Raw genomic sequence first — 15,814 nt, 5'->3', positions numbered from 1 at the left:
GATAATTGCGCCACCATATATAGCTCATTTGATTTAATTCTCCGTGCAAATTTACTCAATTTATTATTGATAACGAAGAAACCTTGGCATTATTTCCCATCAAAACAGAAAATGACACCAAATTGAAACATCCAACAAATGTATTAGCGATATTTATAACTTCTGTTCACAATTATACCATCTGTTTGCCTTATAAAGACAATGCCCCCTATAATCTACAATCAGACAGGGCATTGACACGAATGAGACAAACAGAGCAAATACAGCAGCCACCGTATTGAGGTTACTTTCTGAACCGCGAAGTATCTACAGCCCCACGCTCTATTTCCTTGTATCCTCCCAAACGGAATGTGAGAGATACGCCTATCTCGCTGTAAGCCTTAAAACTCATGGAAAGTCGCTGCCCCTTGTAATCTATCCGCGGATTGATGACCGACGTTCGGAAAACGTCGTTATAAAAAGCATGGAGCATAGCCTGATTCCTCCAAAACCGCCATGAAAACCCAAGGTTCAAATAACCCGAACCGGACAAATCATAAATGGCCTGCTTGGCACGGCTGCGTACCATAGCGTCTGCCGTAAGCGACAGGTCGGGCTGGGTGGAAAGTGTAACGACATTGTTCAGCTGCACCATTCCATAACAGACAGCTCTGCTAAAAGGAATATCGTAGAAGTCGTCGCACCGTTCACGCATCCATACCCCTGTCAGCGTCAGACGCGAATCAAGCCAAGAACCGAACCTATGTGGGAGAACTGCTTGTAGGCCAGCCTGCTGCTGATAGTTGAAATTGAGGGTGCGGAACAACACCGATAGCCGGTCAGGCTGCTGATAGAGCGTCTGCACAAAATAGTCGTCTGTATAGTTGTACCACGCTGCCAGCTGATACTTATTCTTAAGAAGGCAGACCAACTGCGCCTGATAGCTGTCCGACGGTCGCAGATTGGGATTGCCCGTTATCTCGTCGTAGCCACCATTGCCATAGACCGTGAAGTGATTCATCGCCCAAAACTCCGGATAGGCGCGATTAGTGGTCAGACTGAACACCCATGTCTGTCCTTGCCGGGGCAAGAAAGTCAGGTTCAGCGTCGGATAGACGTGCCACCTGTGCCACAGGAGAGAATGGTCATACTCAGTGGCCAACGACAAATCAACCATCCATTTGTTGCCGAAGTTCTTGCCCAATCCGGCATACAGATTGAAAATTTCTTCCTTTTGACGGAGAAAAGACATACGATCCACCGACTCGCTAAGAGTGTGCTGAAGACTATGGTTGACCGATAGCTTGCCCCATGCGCCATAGTTAACCGTCCAGTTGTTACCCAGCTTACACTCCTGCGAAAGGTAGAGCTTCCACATATTTATCCTTTGGTCATTATCCATCAGCACCTCCATTGTCCCGGCAGGCAGGATGCTCGACAAGTTCTGGCTCTCGGGGTCGTGGTAATAAGTAGTCTCAAGCCCTGTCTTCAGCCCGAACGGGGACACATAATCTAAACGCAAGTTGTGCAGCCATGTCCTATGCGTCGTCAGCGTATTTCCAGTGATGCTGCCCACGTACCTGCTACGACTATCAGCATGGTTGTAACTACCCTGATAGACCAACGACAAGCTATGATTAACGCCCAAGACATATTCTGCGCCCAAGCGGTAATTGTGTCCGAATCCCTGCGAAAGCAGAGTCTGATGGTTGTCTATCTCGTGTCTGCTACCATCATACAGCGTGTGCAGTGAAGCCTCGTCGGTAACACCATACGTCTTCCCGTGACTATGAAGATACATTGCGTCAAGACTCATCCGTCCCCGACGAAAGAGCAGAGAGACCCGTTCACCGTATCGGGCACGATGCTGCTGATTGTAGGCAAGGTTGACTTCGCCTTCCAACGGTGCCCCAGTGGCGGTCTCTTTCCTAAGACGAATATTGATTAGTGCTCCCCTGACTTGTGTCTGTGCCGGTGCCGAGTACATCACTTCGGCCCGTTCTATGCGACTGGCAGGCAGACTCTTCAGCAGCGAAGCCACCTGTTCTGCCGACAGCATCAGCACCTGCCCGTTCAGAGAAACCATTACCGCACGGCCTGCCAGACTATATGCACCGCCCTGTTCTACAATGCCGGGCAGTTCCCTGATAGCATCGTAAACGTTATCAATATTTTTCTTCTTTATCAACCGGGGCAAATCGTAAGAGATACAGCTTCCTTTAACGACAGCAATAGGCCGCTCGCCCTTCACCATCACTTCAGGCAGCTGCCGCATCATGCTGTCAACGAGCAGCGAGTCTGGCTTCGTCTGTGCTCCAACTGGTAATAACGCCCCAGCACACAACAGGGCTACAATCAAAAAACTGGAAATTTTCATCGCCTTATTCCTTATATTCCAACAAATCGCCGGGCGTGCAGTCAAGAGCCTTGCAGATGGCTTCGAGCGTCGAAAAGCGGATGGCCTTCGCCTTGCCCGTCTTCAATACGGAGAGATTGGCAAGCGTTATACCCACCTCACGAGACAGGTCGTTCAGCGACATCTTCCGCTTCGACATCATCACGTCTAAGTTTACTACTATCATAATGCCACCTTATTATATAGTAAGGTTGTTTTCTTCCGATACATACACGGCAACCTGATAAAGCAGGGTGATAACGAGGAAGATAAGCGGCGAGATAACCATTCCGCTACCAAAGCTGATTTCCCGTACACCAAACAAAATACCGATATTAGAAGAAAACAGATTGAAGAAGAAATCGGAAAAAGTCAGCCCCCACAGATAACAGACATTGGTACGCGAAAAAATCTGCTCGACCATGAGATTACGCAGACACGAACTGACCAAAACCAGCAGGAAGATTATCATTGCAACCGATGAGAGCAGATAACCCACCAGTTCTATCCACTGAATGGTTCGCACCCCTTGCTCAATATTCCAACGAAGCGCACAAATAAAAGCTCCGCCACCAAAGTCGAAGCTTATGATTTCCGACCAGCGCAATAGTTGCAGAGTTATCAGTACCGCCCAACCGGCCAATACGGCAAGAGCCATATAGCAGGTTGCCTTGATTGTCTTTAATGTACATTCTTTCGTCATAGCACTATCATATTGTTTCTACAAGCAAAACTAAAGAAAATTTTCTGTTTATCGGTAATTATTTATCGTAATTCGATAAATATTAACTTATAATTAGATTTCAGAGTATTTATTAACCCATAGTGTCTGTGCAAAGCACCTAAACAGGAATTATACAACAAAAAATTCTTTAGTATAAGCCCTGATATACTATCCTCGACGTACGCCCACCACGCATACCAAAATCGTATTGACCCTTCATGTAATCCGGCTTTTATCGTCCTTTTATATTTTCCATTTTTCCCGTCATGCTGTCAACCTGACGATATCTTCCTCATTTACAGGATATTGGAGGCTGACAGAAAAACAAGATTTGACAGCAAATTTAGGATAAATGAACGTTAAGGAGAGGGTAGCCTGCCAAATACCCAATTATTTTCATAATAATTTTAAGATGTCGCCATATTGGAAAACATAAAGAACATAAGAACAAGATAAGGCCAATATTCAGCCACTTGACATGGGATTCACTGAAAAGTTTTTATCACCAATTGGTTTCATATTCATTTTATCATTATTTTACATAAAAACCAAGCATTTACACAATAAATCATAGAAAACATTTGCATATTAACAAAATAAACATTACATTTGCGACAAGCTATGTTTTTTACAATCCACTCACTAAACATCATTAATTATGGCACAAAATTTATTTACCCAAAGAAACTTAAAGAGTTTCATCACATTGTGTATGTTGTTATTGACTTCAATAGCTTTTGCACAAAAAACAGTGCATGTAGAAACAGCAGGCACGCTCAAAGACAAGCTGTCAGAAGAAGAAATGTTTTCTCTTACAGAGCTTACACTGACAGGAGAACTAAACGGCACAGACTTCAATTTTATTCGCGCAATGGCCGGAAGCACCGTCATTGGAGAAGTTTCTGACGGAAAATTGCAAGTGCTCGATATTTCGGGGGCTAACATTCTGTCAGGCGGCGACTCCTATTATTACATCAACGAGGAGTTAGAATATTACACAATAGACAACACAATCTCGGTCAATATGTTTTGCAGATGCGGTCAGCTGCGAAAGGTAACCTTGCCCAATAGTGTAACAACTATTGAGAAAAATGCTTTCTTGCAATGTGAAAACCTTACGGATATTATTGTAAAGCCCGAGAACAAGAACTTTAAAACTATAGACGGTGTCTTGTTCGACAACTCAATGACAACATTGCTAAAGTGTCCTGACGGGAAAACCGGCACATATACTATCCCAGAAGGCACGCTCAAGTTATCAGACGAGGCTTTTTCTAATGCAGGAAAACTTGAGAAGGTTGTCATTCCGGCATCACTGAACAGTATTGGTGGCGAGAGCGGCTCGGTGCCTTTCTATATTTGCGATGCCATGAAAGAATTTGAAGTTCATAAGGATAATAAGACTTTCGCATCTATTGATGGCGTACTCTTCGATAAGAATCTGGAAATACTTTTAAAATATCCGAAGGGCAGAAGTGGAGAATATGTTGTACCTGAAACAGTAAAGAAAGTTGGCAGATATTCGTTTTATGAGGTTAATGAACTGATGAAAGTTACTTTGCCTAAATCTGTTACTGAGATTGAAAGTTCGGCATTTGCACATATAAAGAAGCTGACTTCTATTACTCTGCCTGAAAATCTCACTCAGATAGGCTTTGGTGTGTTTATGGACTGTACGGGGTTGTCCGAAGTTCACGTACTTGCCGATGAGCCTCCTTATTGCGGTACGATGGCATTTTATAATTTGGATTTCGACCAATGTAAGCTATTTGTACCTCACGGAAGATTGAGTATCTATCAGACAACAGAACCTTGGAGTCAATTTAAGAATGTAGTAGAAGCTGAAGAGAAAGCCTATGTAACCTTTACAACTCCAGCGAAGATTGGCAGCCAGATAGCTTGTAATATTGTTGGTGAAGACATGACGTTTGACGGGATTAAGTTTTTGGAGTCAAAAGACGTATTGGGTGAAATAATAGATTTTTATGAGGTTATGAAGCCGGAGGTCAGGATTGAAGGCAATATTACGGAACTGAATATTAGCAACTTTTCCGTAACGGCTCTTGATGTTAGTCATTGTCCTATGCTGAAGCTCCTGAATTGTAAGAATTGTAAGCCGGAGAAGTTGGATTTGACCAAGAATGTGGAACTTGTTGATTTGAATTGCAGCTATTGTGGATTAAAAGAATTGGATATTACTCATTGCGAGAAGCTGTCTGTTGTGGATTGTGATGAAAATGAAATTACAAAACTTGATGTTGGTAAGAATCTTTTATTGAATACACTTTTTGCAAGTAACAATGAAATCGGCAGTATTGACTTGAGTGCACTGAAGTATCTTGAGGTACTTGCATTGAACAGTACGGGCCTTGAAACACTTGATATAACGAATAATCCATATTTGCAAAAGGTGTATGCGAACGATAATAAGCTCTCCGAACTTGACCTTACGAAGAACACTAACATTCAGGAGCTGCAATTGGCAGTGAACAATTTTACGTCGTTCTCGCTTAGTTCGGCAACGCTTAAGGAACTTTACATTAACGATAATAAGTTGAAGACAATGAATCTTGACCTCCCTGTATTGGAATTGCTTTGTGCTTATGGCAACGAAATGACGGAGATTGATTTGTCGAAGCTGAAGAAACTGAACACGCTTTCGATTCACCACAATTTGCTGACAGATATTAATCTAAAGCCACTCGAACAGCTGGAGTATATTTGGATAGACAATAACAAGTTGGAGGCGTTGGATTTATCGAAAAACCCAATAATTCTGACTATTGCATGTTATTCTAATCAGCTTTCTGCCAATGCTTGCAAGTTGCTTATGACAGGACTTCCCGAGCGCGACGAAAGCGATATGGCAGAAATTATCATTGTCGACACGAAGGGTACAGAGGGTAATGTCTGTACAAAATCGGCTGTGGAAGTTGCAAGGGCTAAGCAATGGAACGTCATTGACTACATTGGTGGCACAGAGGGGTATCCCGGCCTGCCTTATGCCGGTGTCGATGATGTTGACGCCGTGCAGGGTATTGCAGCTGACGGTGACGGAGAAGCGTTTGTCATTGCCAATGGCAAGATTATATTTAACGGCAATTGCGGCCGGGTTTCGCTTTATGATGCTCAGGGCGCAGAAGTCAGTTCGCTCAACAATCCTACGATGATAGACCTTAGCGGTATGCCACACGGTGTTTACATCGTGAAGTGCAACGGAATCTCCAAGAAGTTTGTTCATTGAATATAATAAGGATACAATGCTTTTTGGTGGCGAGGCAGCGAGAAGTTGCCTCGCCATTTTGGGCTTATATGACAAAAGTCTCATATCCAACACATTACAAGATAAGCACAGAGCGAGCATCCCGAGGTTTCCAAAGTGATACTTTCGCATCGTCAAAGTGGCACTTTCGCATTACGAAAGTGCCACTCTGACTATGTCGCTACGCCCCTGCCGGCATACGGCTATGAATTTTATTGACAGAGAAGAGGGCCGACGAGCGAAAGGGACACCGCCCGGCTGACTGGTTTTCTTCCCTGCCCTACTGCCTTATCAGGTTGCGCCCGGCATCTATTCTAAGGAAGATGAAAAGCAGAAGCGTGAAGCCCCACAGCGACGAGCCGCCATAGCTGAAGAATGGCAACGGAATACCGATAACGGGGGTAAGGCCCAGCACCATCCCGACATTGATGAACACATGGAAGAGGAAGATGCTCGCGACACAATAGCCGTAGACCCGCCCGAACTTGAAGGCTGCCGCTCGGCCACATACATCAGCCGGAGAATGAGGGCAAGAAACAGCATCAGGACGGCTGAAGAGCCGAGAAAGCCTTCTTCCTCACCCACCGTACAGAATATAAAATCGGTATCCTGCTCGGGCACGAACTTCAGTTTGGTCTGCGTCCCGTTCAGGAAGCCCTTACCCTGCAAGCCACCCGAGCCAATGGCTATCTCGCTCTGATGAACATTATAGCCTGCGCCTGCCAAGTCTTCGTCAAGACCCAAAAGCACGTTGATACGCACGCGCTGATGCGGCTCCATCACATCGTTGAGCACATAGTCGGCAGAATAGAAGAAGGCGATGGAACCAATGGCAAACAATCCGATATAAAGGTAGTTGACAAAGCGGCCGCTCATCGCATTGTAAACCAAATAGCCGATAAGACAGGCCGAAAGAATGAGCTGCACCCAGACTACATCGAACGGAATGACAAACTCGGAAAAAAGAAGTGCCAACACCGTGCAGCCGACCGTATAGAATAGTATCTTGCGAGTCTTGGCAACATCCTGCTGATAGACCCATACCATACCTGCAGTGAAAATCTGCACCAAGAGCAGGACGGCAAACTTTCCGACAGAGGTCGGGGTGTCCCAGAGCATGACATCCTCGTACTTGATTCCGATAACGAAATAGACAATCATGGCCACTCCCGTGAACAGGAACGAACCGGGCATCCCCTCCCTGTAGAACATCAGGAAGAAAGAGAGGTAGACCAGTGCCGACCCCGTCTCGCGCTGACCGACAATGCACAGCATCGGCAGGATAATGATTCCGGCAGCTCCGGCAAAGTGTTTCCAGTTCTGAAGTGTGAACCCGTATGCCGACATAAACTTGGATATGGCAAGTGCTGTGGCGAATTTGGCAAACTCGGCAGGCTGCAACCGCAACGGGCCGAGAACCAGCCAAGAGCGCGAGCCTTTGATGGAATGTGGATTGAAGATGGTGGCAAAGAGCAGCAACACGAGCAGCCCGTAGATGACATACGAGAAGGTGTCGTAGAGACGGTCGTCCATCATCAGGAGGACAAAGCCGAGACAGATGGACGTGCTATCCAGACTATCTGCATGCCCGAACGGTAGAGAGCGAGAAGATGTCGGTATCGCCGTATGTATAGCTTGCACCGCAGACGCTGACCCATCCGAAGACGAGCAACGCCAGATAGATTCCGATGGTCCACCAGTCCAACGAGCGGAGTACGCCCGGCTGTTTGTCTGCATGATAATTACTGCGCACGTTGTCTTACTCTTTATTTTTTGCCTTTCTCTTTTCCTTATCCCTTGACGGAGTCTGACCTTTCTCTTTTCGCTTTCCGCCGTCGGTCTTGTCCTTCTCCCTGTCCCTGTCGCGTTCCGACCGCTCAGTCTGCACCTTCACCTCTTCGTCTACGCGGATGGCAGGGTCGTTCTGGGGTTCTTTCTTCCTGTCCTTCTCCTCGGCATCTTTCTTGGCCTGCTCCTCCTTCGCCTTCTCTGCTTCTGCCATTACCTGCTTTTCCCTGACCATCTTCAGCGAGTCCTTGATTTGATTGACGCGCTTGATGGAGTCTAGCCGGAGAGAGTCGGTGCGCGTAAGCGGACGCTTGAACGGGTAGGATATGTGCCGTCGCTGTATTTCGGCAGCCTTACGGGCATCGCCCTCGGTCAGTTTCCCGTTGATATACTGCTCTATCATCAGCGAGCCGATGGGTACTCCATAGACGGCACCGAAGCCTCCATTCTCCACATATACCGCAATGGCAATCTTGGGATTCTCTACTGGGGCAAAGCCCATGAAGACCGAGTGGTCTTTTCCGCGGTTTTGAGCCGTTCCTGTCTTTCCTGCAAGGGTGTAGCCCGGGTGTACCGCATGGGCGCAGGTACCTCCCCGGACAGACGAAACCATTCCGGCTATCACTTCCTGATAAGACCTTACGCTTCCTTTCGTGCGGTGATGCTCGGTGTATTTCTTGTCCATCCTCATCCCCTGAATACGGCGTACTACGTGCGGAGTAATGTAATAGCCGCGGTTGGCTATCGTTGCGCCAAGGTTGGCTATCTGCAACGGGGTAAGGTTGACCTCGCCCTGACCAATGGAGATGGAAATGACGGAGAGCGGATTCCATTTTCCGAAGGCGTTGTCGTAAAAGTGTGCGTTGGGAATCATGCCGCGCTTTTCGCCCGGAAGGTCGATGCCGAGCTTGTAGCCGAATCCCATTGAGACCATGTAGTCGCGCCAGACATCCATCGCGTCGTTCAGACTCTTGTATTTCCTGCGGTTCGACAACATATAGTAAAGTCCCCAGCAAAAGTACGCGTTGCACGAGGTGCTGATGGCAGGAACCAGCGACAGGGGCGAGGCATGGCCGTGGCAGCCCACGTGAAGCCCCTTGAAGCTGAATCCATGAGGACAGGAGTATCGCGTGGAATCGCTGATGATGCCTTCCGTATAGTAGGTTACGGCCTGTCCGGTCTTAAAGGTTGAACCGGGCGGATACTGCCCCATGATGGCCCGGTTGAGCAACGGCTTGGCCGGATCGAGCGTCATCTGCTGCTGATTCTTGCCACGCAGTTTGCCAATCATGTCGCGCGGGTCGAATGTCGGCGACGATACCATGGCGAGAATCTGCCCCGTCTTGGGTTCGATAGCGACTACTGCACCGAGTTTTCCCTCCATCAGGCGTTCGCCAAGAGTCTGTAGCTCGGCATCAAGACCGAGCTGTATGTCGCGTCCCGGCCGCGGTTTCTGGTCGTATTCTCCGTTTTTATAGCGTCCCTTGATGCGTCCGTGGGCGTCGCGGAGGAGTATCTGTACGCCTTTCTGTCCGCGCAGCGGTTTCTCGTACTGGCGTTCCACGCCCATCTTGCCTATATAGTCGCCGGCCTGATAGTAGTCGTCTTCCTCAATGTCTCCTTGGTTTACCTCGGCCACATCGCCCAGCACGTGTCCGCCTATCGGACGTTTGTATTGCCGGATGCTTCGCTTCTGTATATAGAAACCGGGGAAACGGTAGAGCTTCTCCTGAAAGGTGCTAAACTCCTTGTCGCTCAGCTGGCTCATGAAAAGCTGCTGTGTAAAGCGCGAATAACCGGGATTCTTCTGCCTGTCCTTTATGTCGGCCATGCGCTTGACGAGAAATTCCTTCGTGATATTGAGTGCCTTGCAAAATTCCAAGGTGTCGAGGTGTCCCTTCTCCTCGTTCATCACCACCATAATATCATACGCCGGCTGATTGTAAACGAGCAACTGCCCCTTCCGGTCGGTAATGAGGCCGCGCGAAGGGAACTCTATCTTCTTGAGAAAAGCATTGGAATCGGCACTTTTCCGATAGTCGTCGCTAGCTATCTGCAACGCAAAGAGCCTGACAATATAGGTTACTATTATCAGCACTGCAACACCACTGAGCACGTACCGGCGTTTTTCCAGATCGAAATTCTTCATTGCCGTCCCCTTACATGGTCAATAACAAGTATCAGAACCAAGGTCAGCATCGAACTGCCGCCTACACATTCAGCCCACTCTACAAGGTTAAAGAAGCTGAACATCTCCAAAGAGAAGAAGACAAGACAGAACAATACTGTCATAATAGCGGCATAAAGCAGATACGGGCCTGCTCCGAACGTATCTACACCCGGCTGCAAATCGTCCGCGCTGTCGCGTGGAACGAAGGGCCGCGATACAAAGGGCTGGACGGCAGCCATCAGTGTCAGCGAGCCGGAAGAGACTCCCGGCGTGTTGGAGAACGTGTCAATGACAAGCCCCATCAGGAACGCCCAGAGCATCATTGCCCACTGTGGATAATTGCGACGGAACAGAATGACAAAATAGACATAGAGCAATGGCGTAGCGATACCGAACAAGTGGATGTGGTTAAGAACAAACACCTGTGCAAGCACCAAGCTACAAACCATAACAAACTCTTCAAAAAGTCTAAGTTCATCCTTCTGTATTTATGGGCGAAACCGGCACAGCCATCGCCCGAATCAAACAAAACAAAATGGTAAAGGAGGCTATTCGGCACCTCCGCTTTCTTCCGCCAATGACCTGATGGAGTCCTGCGCAGCCTCTATAACCTGCTTGCGCGCACGGATAGAGGCATTGTCTATCACACAGACATCGCGCAGATTGCCAAAGTCGGTAGACAGTTTCACGGCTATGCGGAACGACAATCCGTCTACCGAATTGTACACATGCTTCACCTTTCCCACCAATACGCCTGCCGGGAAGATGGCAGAATATCCACTCGTAACGACCCTGTCGCCAATCCTGAAACGCGCATGACGAGGCACATCGTCCAGATAGGCAATGCTGCTCGGCCCGCTTGTCCAGTGAAGATAGCCGAAATAGTCCCGCCCCTGAATGGAACAGCTGATGTTGGACTTGGAGTTCAAGACCGGGATTATGACGGAATAGTGGATGCCCACCAAGTAAACCGTACCGACAACCCCGTTTCCACAGACTACGCCCATGTCTTTCCTGACACCGTCCCAAGAGCCTTTGTTAATGGTAATAAAGTTGTTCGCCTTGTTCAAAGTACTGGAAACCACCTTCGCGGGAATCAGCTTGAAAGGCTCGAGAAATCGATACTGGCCGCGCTTCAGGTAGCGTGGGTCGTGTGTCTTGTCGTAAAGCCGGGCCGAAAGTTCCCTGACCTGCTGCTCCAACAGGACGTTTCGCTGCGTCAGTTCCTCGTTGGCCTTCCCCATGGTGAGGTAAGAAGTCAGCTCGGAACCGGCTTCATACGCCCAGCCTGCCACATAATTGGCAGACGTAAACCACACACTGCCCTGATAATTGTTGAACCGAAAGAGCAGCACAAGACTACAGACTTCCAGCAGAACAAAAAGAAACCAGTGCTTGTACTTGGCAAGGAACTCCGTTAGGTTATTCATTCGGCAGGATGGGAATAATGGACACACGACAGACTTGGGAACTTGTCCAAGCCTGCCGGTGGTCATTTGTTACGTTTATCTCATCAGGAACGAGAAGCGGTCTACGTTCTTCAGTGCTATGCCTGCTCCCTTGGCCACACTGTGCAAGGGGTCTTCGGCTATATGGAATGGGATATTAATCTTGTCGGTCAGCCGCTTGTCGATACCGCGGAGCAATGCTCCGCCACCGCTGAGGTAGATACCGTTCTTCACGATGTCGGCATACAGCTCCGGCGGCGTATTCTCCAAAGCGGAGAGAACGGCATTTTCTATCTTCGCAATGGTCTTGTCAAGGCAGTGCGCAATCTCCTGATAGCATACCGGCACCTCCATCGGCAGCGCGGTAATGCGGTTCGGGCCATGGACGATATAGTCTTCGGGAGCCTCATCGCCCAAATCGGTCAGTGCCGAGCCTACATGGAGCTTGATTCGCTCTGCCATGCGCTCGCTGACCTTTACATTGTGCTGCCGGCTCATGTACTCCTGAATGTCGGCAGTGAGGTCGTCGCCTGCCGTGCGAATGGAGTTGTTGCAGACGATACCTCCCAAGGAGATAACCGCAATCTCGGTACTGCCACCGCCAATATCGACTATCATGTTGCCTTCGGGGGCCTCTACGTCAAGCCCCATGCCGAGGGCAGCTGCCATCGGCTCGAAAATCAGATAGACGTCGCGCCCGTCCGCATGCTCGGCAGAGTCGCGTACGGCACGCAGCTCCACTTCCGTAGAGCCGGAAGGAACGCCTATCACCATACGCAGCGACGGGGAGAAGAAGCGGTTGCCGCTGTGAACCATCTTGATAAGGCCGCGCATCATCTGCTCGCAGGCCGTAAAGTCTGCTATCACACCATCGTGGAGCGGACGGATGGTACGGATATTAGGATGCTCCTTCTCGTACATCATCTTTGCATTTCCGCCCACGGCAATCATCTTGTCGGTACGGCGGTCGAGTGCAACGACCGAAGGCTCATCTACAACGATTTTGTCATCACTGATAATAATCGTGTTGGCAGTACCCAAGTCCATTGCTATCTCTTGGATAAATGAAAAAAATCCCATTCTTAATATTTTGATAATAAAGGCCGAGGAGCGCGACCCGCCCCATCGACAAATTGAATATTCGTTCTCGAATCAGCCACCATCCCCCGCCTGTGAAGAGAGGTCCGGCTCTCCGGGCTACTCGGCAAACCAGTTGTGGATGGCCGTGTCGTAATGGCTGCTGACACCAAAGGCACGCTCGGCAAACATCCTACGGTCTTCAAGGTCGGTCTGCGCGCCCTTCGTGTTGAGCAACTGGAGCAGCACGGGGTACTCTGCCTTGCTCGGGACAATCACAACATCCTTGAAATTCTTGGCTCCTGCACGAATCAGCGAGATGCCGCCAATGTCTATCTTCTCGATAATGTCTTCGTCGGAGGCACCGCTTGCCACTGTCTGCTCAAAGGGATAGAGGTCTACTATCACCAATCGATGGCCGGAATACCATATTCCTTCATCTGACTCTGGTCGTCCCCGTTGTCGCGACGGGCCAAGATGCCTCCGAAAACCTTCGGGTGCAGGGTCTTGACACGGCCGCCCAAGATGGACGGATAGGTCGTTACGTCTTCAACCTTCTGACATTCGTAACCCAGCGACTCTATGAAAGCCTGCGTTCCGCCAGTGCTCAGGAACTTCACGCCCTCAGCATTGAGTTTCTTCAGCAGGTCGTCGAGACCATCTTTGTGGAAGACCGAAATCAGCGCGGTCTTGATTTGCTTTGTACCAGACATTACCTTCATTTTTATAGATTAGATTGCAAAGTTACTAATTCCCAACGACTACGCCATCATTTCAGCTTAAAAAAAACAAAAAATAAAGCAATAATTGTGGCATATCAAGTAGTGTAAAAAAGCACATTAATATTATTATTAGAGCGAACGATGATATTTACCAAAAACAAGAACACTGTTCGCACTACGGAAAAGACATTTCAAGAAGACAAAGGCAAGCCTGCGGACAAGGACGCATCCCATAGCTGAGAGACTGAAAAAACGACTCTAAAAGTCTGGCAGGTTCCTGCCGTATGTTGCCCTGACATCATCCGTAAAGAGACCGTCAGAGAACGGCAAAGTCAACAAGGCAGGACGACAAAACGAAAGTGCCGTTTTCACTTGATGAAAACGGCACTTTGACCATGCGAAAGCGGCACTTTCGCTTTGCCGCCATGCTATCTTATCCAGACCGATGCCCCGGCCTTGCCCCGCTCCCCTATACGGGAGGCCTCACGGAAATGCCGGAAAGCACCAGTTTTCCGATATCTTTCAAATCTTCGGGTACTTGCGGAACCAACCGTCCAGACGCAGACGCATCACGCCAAAGAAGGCTTCGGAAAAGATGCCACCGCTCATCTTGCTTGTTCCCTCGCGCCGGTTGACGAAGACGACAGGTACCTCCTTTATCCTGAACCCTATCTTATGGGCGGTGTATTTCATCTCTATCTGAAAGGCATATCCCTTGAAACGAACTTCGGCAAGGGGAATTGTCTCCAAGACTCTGCGGCGATAGCAGACGAATCCTGCCGTGGTGTCGTGGACATGAAAGCCCGTCACGATGCGGACATACTTGCTTGCGAAATAGCTCATCAGTACGCGGCCTATCGGCCAGTTCACTACGTTCACGCCGCTGACGTAGCGCGAGCCGACAGCCACGTCGTAGCCCTCATCGTGGGTGGCGGCATAGAGGCGCGGAAGGTCGTTGGGGTCGTGGCTGAAGTCGGCATCCATCTCGAAGATGTAGTCGTATCCATGTTCCAAAGCCCACTTGAAGCCCGCGATATAGGCCGTACCGAGACCTAATTTCCCCTTGCGCTCAATGATGAACAGGCGGTCAGCAAACTCGGTATCCATCAGCCGGTGCACAATCTGCGCCGTTCCGTCAGGGCTACCGTCGTCAATCACCAATATATGGAAACACTTCTCCAGCCCGAAGACGGCACGGACAATTTTCTCCATGTTCTCCTTCTCGTTGTAGGTAGGATGATAACTATACTGTCGCTTGTCATACACATTTATTTTTTGCAAAAATAGCACAATTATCCGAATGTGGCAAATCTTAGGCGTGTTTAATTGCAGTTATCAACACACTCTTTCTGAAAGACAATGCCCCGTTATCCGTCTTCTTTTACCGGCTCAACGGACTGGCCTTACTGGTCGGGATTCTCCACGAAACCCTGATATTCGGGTACGATGCCCGACATCACGGCATCGTAGGCCTCGGACATCATCTGCCTTTCCATCTCCGTGCCCCTTCCCTTGGGAGGGATAGGCTTATGAATGGTAAGGCGGAGCGGATGCCAGACGGGGAAGTGGCAGTCCTTGGTACGGGGCATTACGTCGAACGAGCCATTGATGGTCAGCGGACAGACAGGCAACTGCAATTCGTCGGCCAGCATGAAGGCTCCACGCCGGAATATCCCCATGTGCCCCGTGAACGAGCGTGCCCCTTCGGGGAAAACGACGAGCGACATGCCTTTGCGCAGCGTACCGCGTGCCGTTTCGTAGGTTTTCTTTATCTTGCTCGCACCGCTCTTGTCGACGAAAATATGGTGGGCCGACTCGCAGGCAACGCCTACCAACGGGATTTTACGGATGCCTTTCTTCATCATCCACTTGAAATTACGCCCCAAGAAACCGTAAATAAGGAAAATGTCAAAGGCTCCCTGATGGTTGCTGACAAAGACATAGCTCTGGCTGGGCTGCAGGTTCTCACGGCCTTCCACCTTTACCGGCAGCAGCAGCAGGCGCACGGCCAAAACCGACCACCACTTGCCGGGATAATAGCCCCAGAAGTGTCCGTTGCCCAGACGGCAGCCGATAACGGTGGTCAGTGCCGTCAAGATGGAAGCAACGAGGAAGATGGGCAGAAAGACGAAGAGGGTGTAAGCCCGATAGAGGAGCGTGGCTATCGCTCCAAGGACCGTTCTCGGACGGGAGGACGGAACGGGAGGCAGAACGGACGAGGTTTCGCTGGGTAAGGTTTCCATTGTATC

The 15,814-nt window shown here is 49.1% G+C and carries 8 protein-coding genes and 4 pseudogenes; 1 reads left to right on the top strand and 11 read right to left on the bottom strand.

Features of this window, described 5'->3' with window-relative positions; genetic code table 11:
- Positions 1 to 283: 283 nt before the first annotated feature.
- The 3 genes from JCM15908_RS01720 to JCM15908_RS01710 are packed head-to-tail and all read right to left on the bottom strand — an operon-like array spanning position 284 to position 3,077.
- Positions 284 to 2,356: a TonB-dependent receptor gene (locus JCM15908_RS01720; protein ID WP_025002022.1), complete on the bottom strand. Its 2,073-nt coding sequence runs from the start codon at positions 2,354 to 2,356 to the stop codon at positions 284 to 286.
- Between the two features lie 4 nt (positions 2,357 to 2,360).
- Positions 2,361 to 2,561 carry a helix-turn-helix domain-containing protein gene (locus JCM15908_RS01715; RefSeq protein ID WP_199897199.1) on the bottom strand — a complete coding sequence of 67 codons (201 nt, stop codon included), beginning with the start codon at positions 2,559 to 2,561 and terminating at the stop codon, positions 2,361 to 2,363.
- 12 nt (positions 2,562 to 2,573) lie between these two features.
- Complete coding sequence (locus tag JCM15908_RS01710) at positions 2,574 to 3,077, bottom strand: hypothetical protein (RefSeq protein WP_025002020.1); 504 nt, start codon at positions 3,075 to 3,077, stop codon at positions 2,574 to 2,576.
- A 679-nt stretch (positions 3,078 to 3,756) separates the two neighbouring features.
- On the opposite strand from JCM15908_RS01710, the gene JCM15908_RS01705 reads away from it, so the two are divergent.
- Positions 3,757 to 6,342, top strand: coding sequence for a leucine-rich repeat protein (locus JCM15908_RS01705; protein WP_025002019.1), 2,586 nt, complete (start codon positions 3,757 to 3,759; stop codon positions 6,340 to 6,342).
- A 298-nt stretch (positions 6,343 to 6,640) separates the two neighbouring features.
- Here the strand turns inward: JCM15908_RS01705 and rodA are convergent.
- The 8 genes and pseudogenes from rodA to JCM15908_RS01665 form a co-directional block, all read right to left on the bottom strand.
- Positions 6,641 to 8,113: pseudogene (rodA, locus tag JCM15908_RS11640) on the bottom strand (rod shape-determining protein RodA).
- 6 nt (positions 8,114 to 8,119) lie between these two features.
- Positions 8,120 to 10,297, bottom strand: coding sequence for a penicillin-binding protein 2 (mrdA, locus tag JCM15908_RS01695; protein ID WP_025002018.1), 2,178 nt, complete (start codon positions 10,295 to 10,297; stop codon positions 8,120 to 8,122).
- A pseudogene (gene mreD, locus JCM15908_RS11635) lies at positions 10,294 to 10,796 on the bottom strand (rod shape-determining protein MreD). The gene mrdA and the pseudogene mreD overlap by 4 nt, the downstream one beginning before the upstream one ends.
- Positions 10,797 to 10,866: 70 nt before the next feature.
- Positions 10,867 to 11,748, bottom strand: a complete 882-nt coding sequence (gene mreC, locus JCM15908_RS01685) for a rod shape-determining protein MreC (RefSeq protein WP_025002017.1) — start codon at positions 11,746 to 11,748, stop codon at positions 10,867 to 10,869.
- A 75-nt stretch (positions 11,749 to 11,823) separates the two neighbouring features.
- Complete coding sequence (locus JCM15908_RS01680) at positions 11,824 to 12,846, bottom strand: rod shape-determining protein (protein WP_025002016.1); 1,023 nt, start codon at positions 12,844 to 12,846, stop codon at positions 11,824 to 11,826.
- Between the two features lie 117 nt (positions 12,847 to 12,963).
- Positions 12,964 to 13,556: pseudogene (locus tag JCM15908_RS11630) on the bottom strand (IMP cyclohydrolase).
- 531 nt (positions 13,557 to 14,087) lie between these two features.
- Positions 14,088 to 14,827 (bottom strand): annotated as a pseudogene (locus JCM15908_RS11625) (polyprenol monophosphomannose synthase).
- Positions 14,828 to 14,968: 141 nt separating this feature from the next.
- A complete protein-coding gene (locus JCM15908_RS01665; RefSeq protein ID WP_051530736.1) occupies positions 14,969 to 15,808 on the bottom strand; it encodes a lysophospholipid acyltransferase family protein in 840 nt (279 codons plus the stop codon).
- Between the last annotated feature and the right edge of the window lie 6 nt (positions 15,809 to 15,814).

The sequence above is a fragment of the Prevotella dentasini JCM 15908 genome, assembly GCF_000614065.1.
GTDB lineage: Bacteria > Bacteroidota > Bacteroidia > Bacteroidales > Bacteroidaceae > Prevotella > Prevotella dentasini.
The sequence above is the reverse complement of the archived record's forward strand: the minus strand, read 5'-3'. Positions and strand labels throughout refer to the sequence as shown.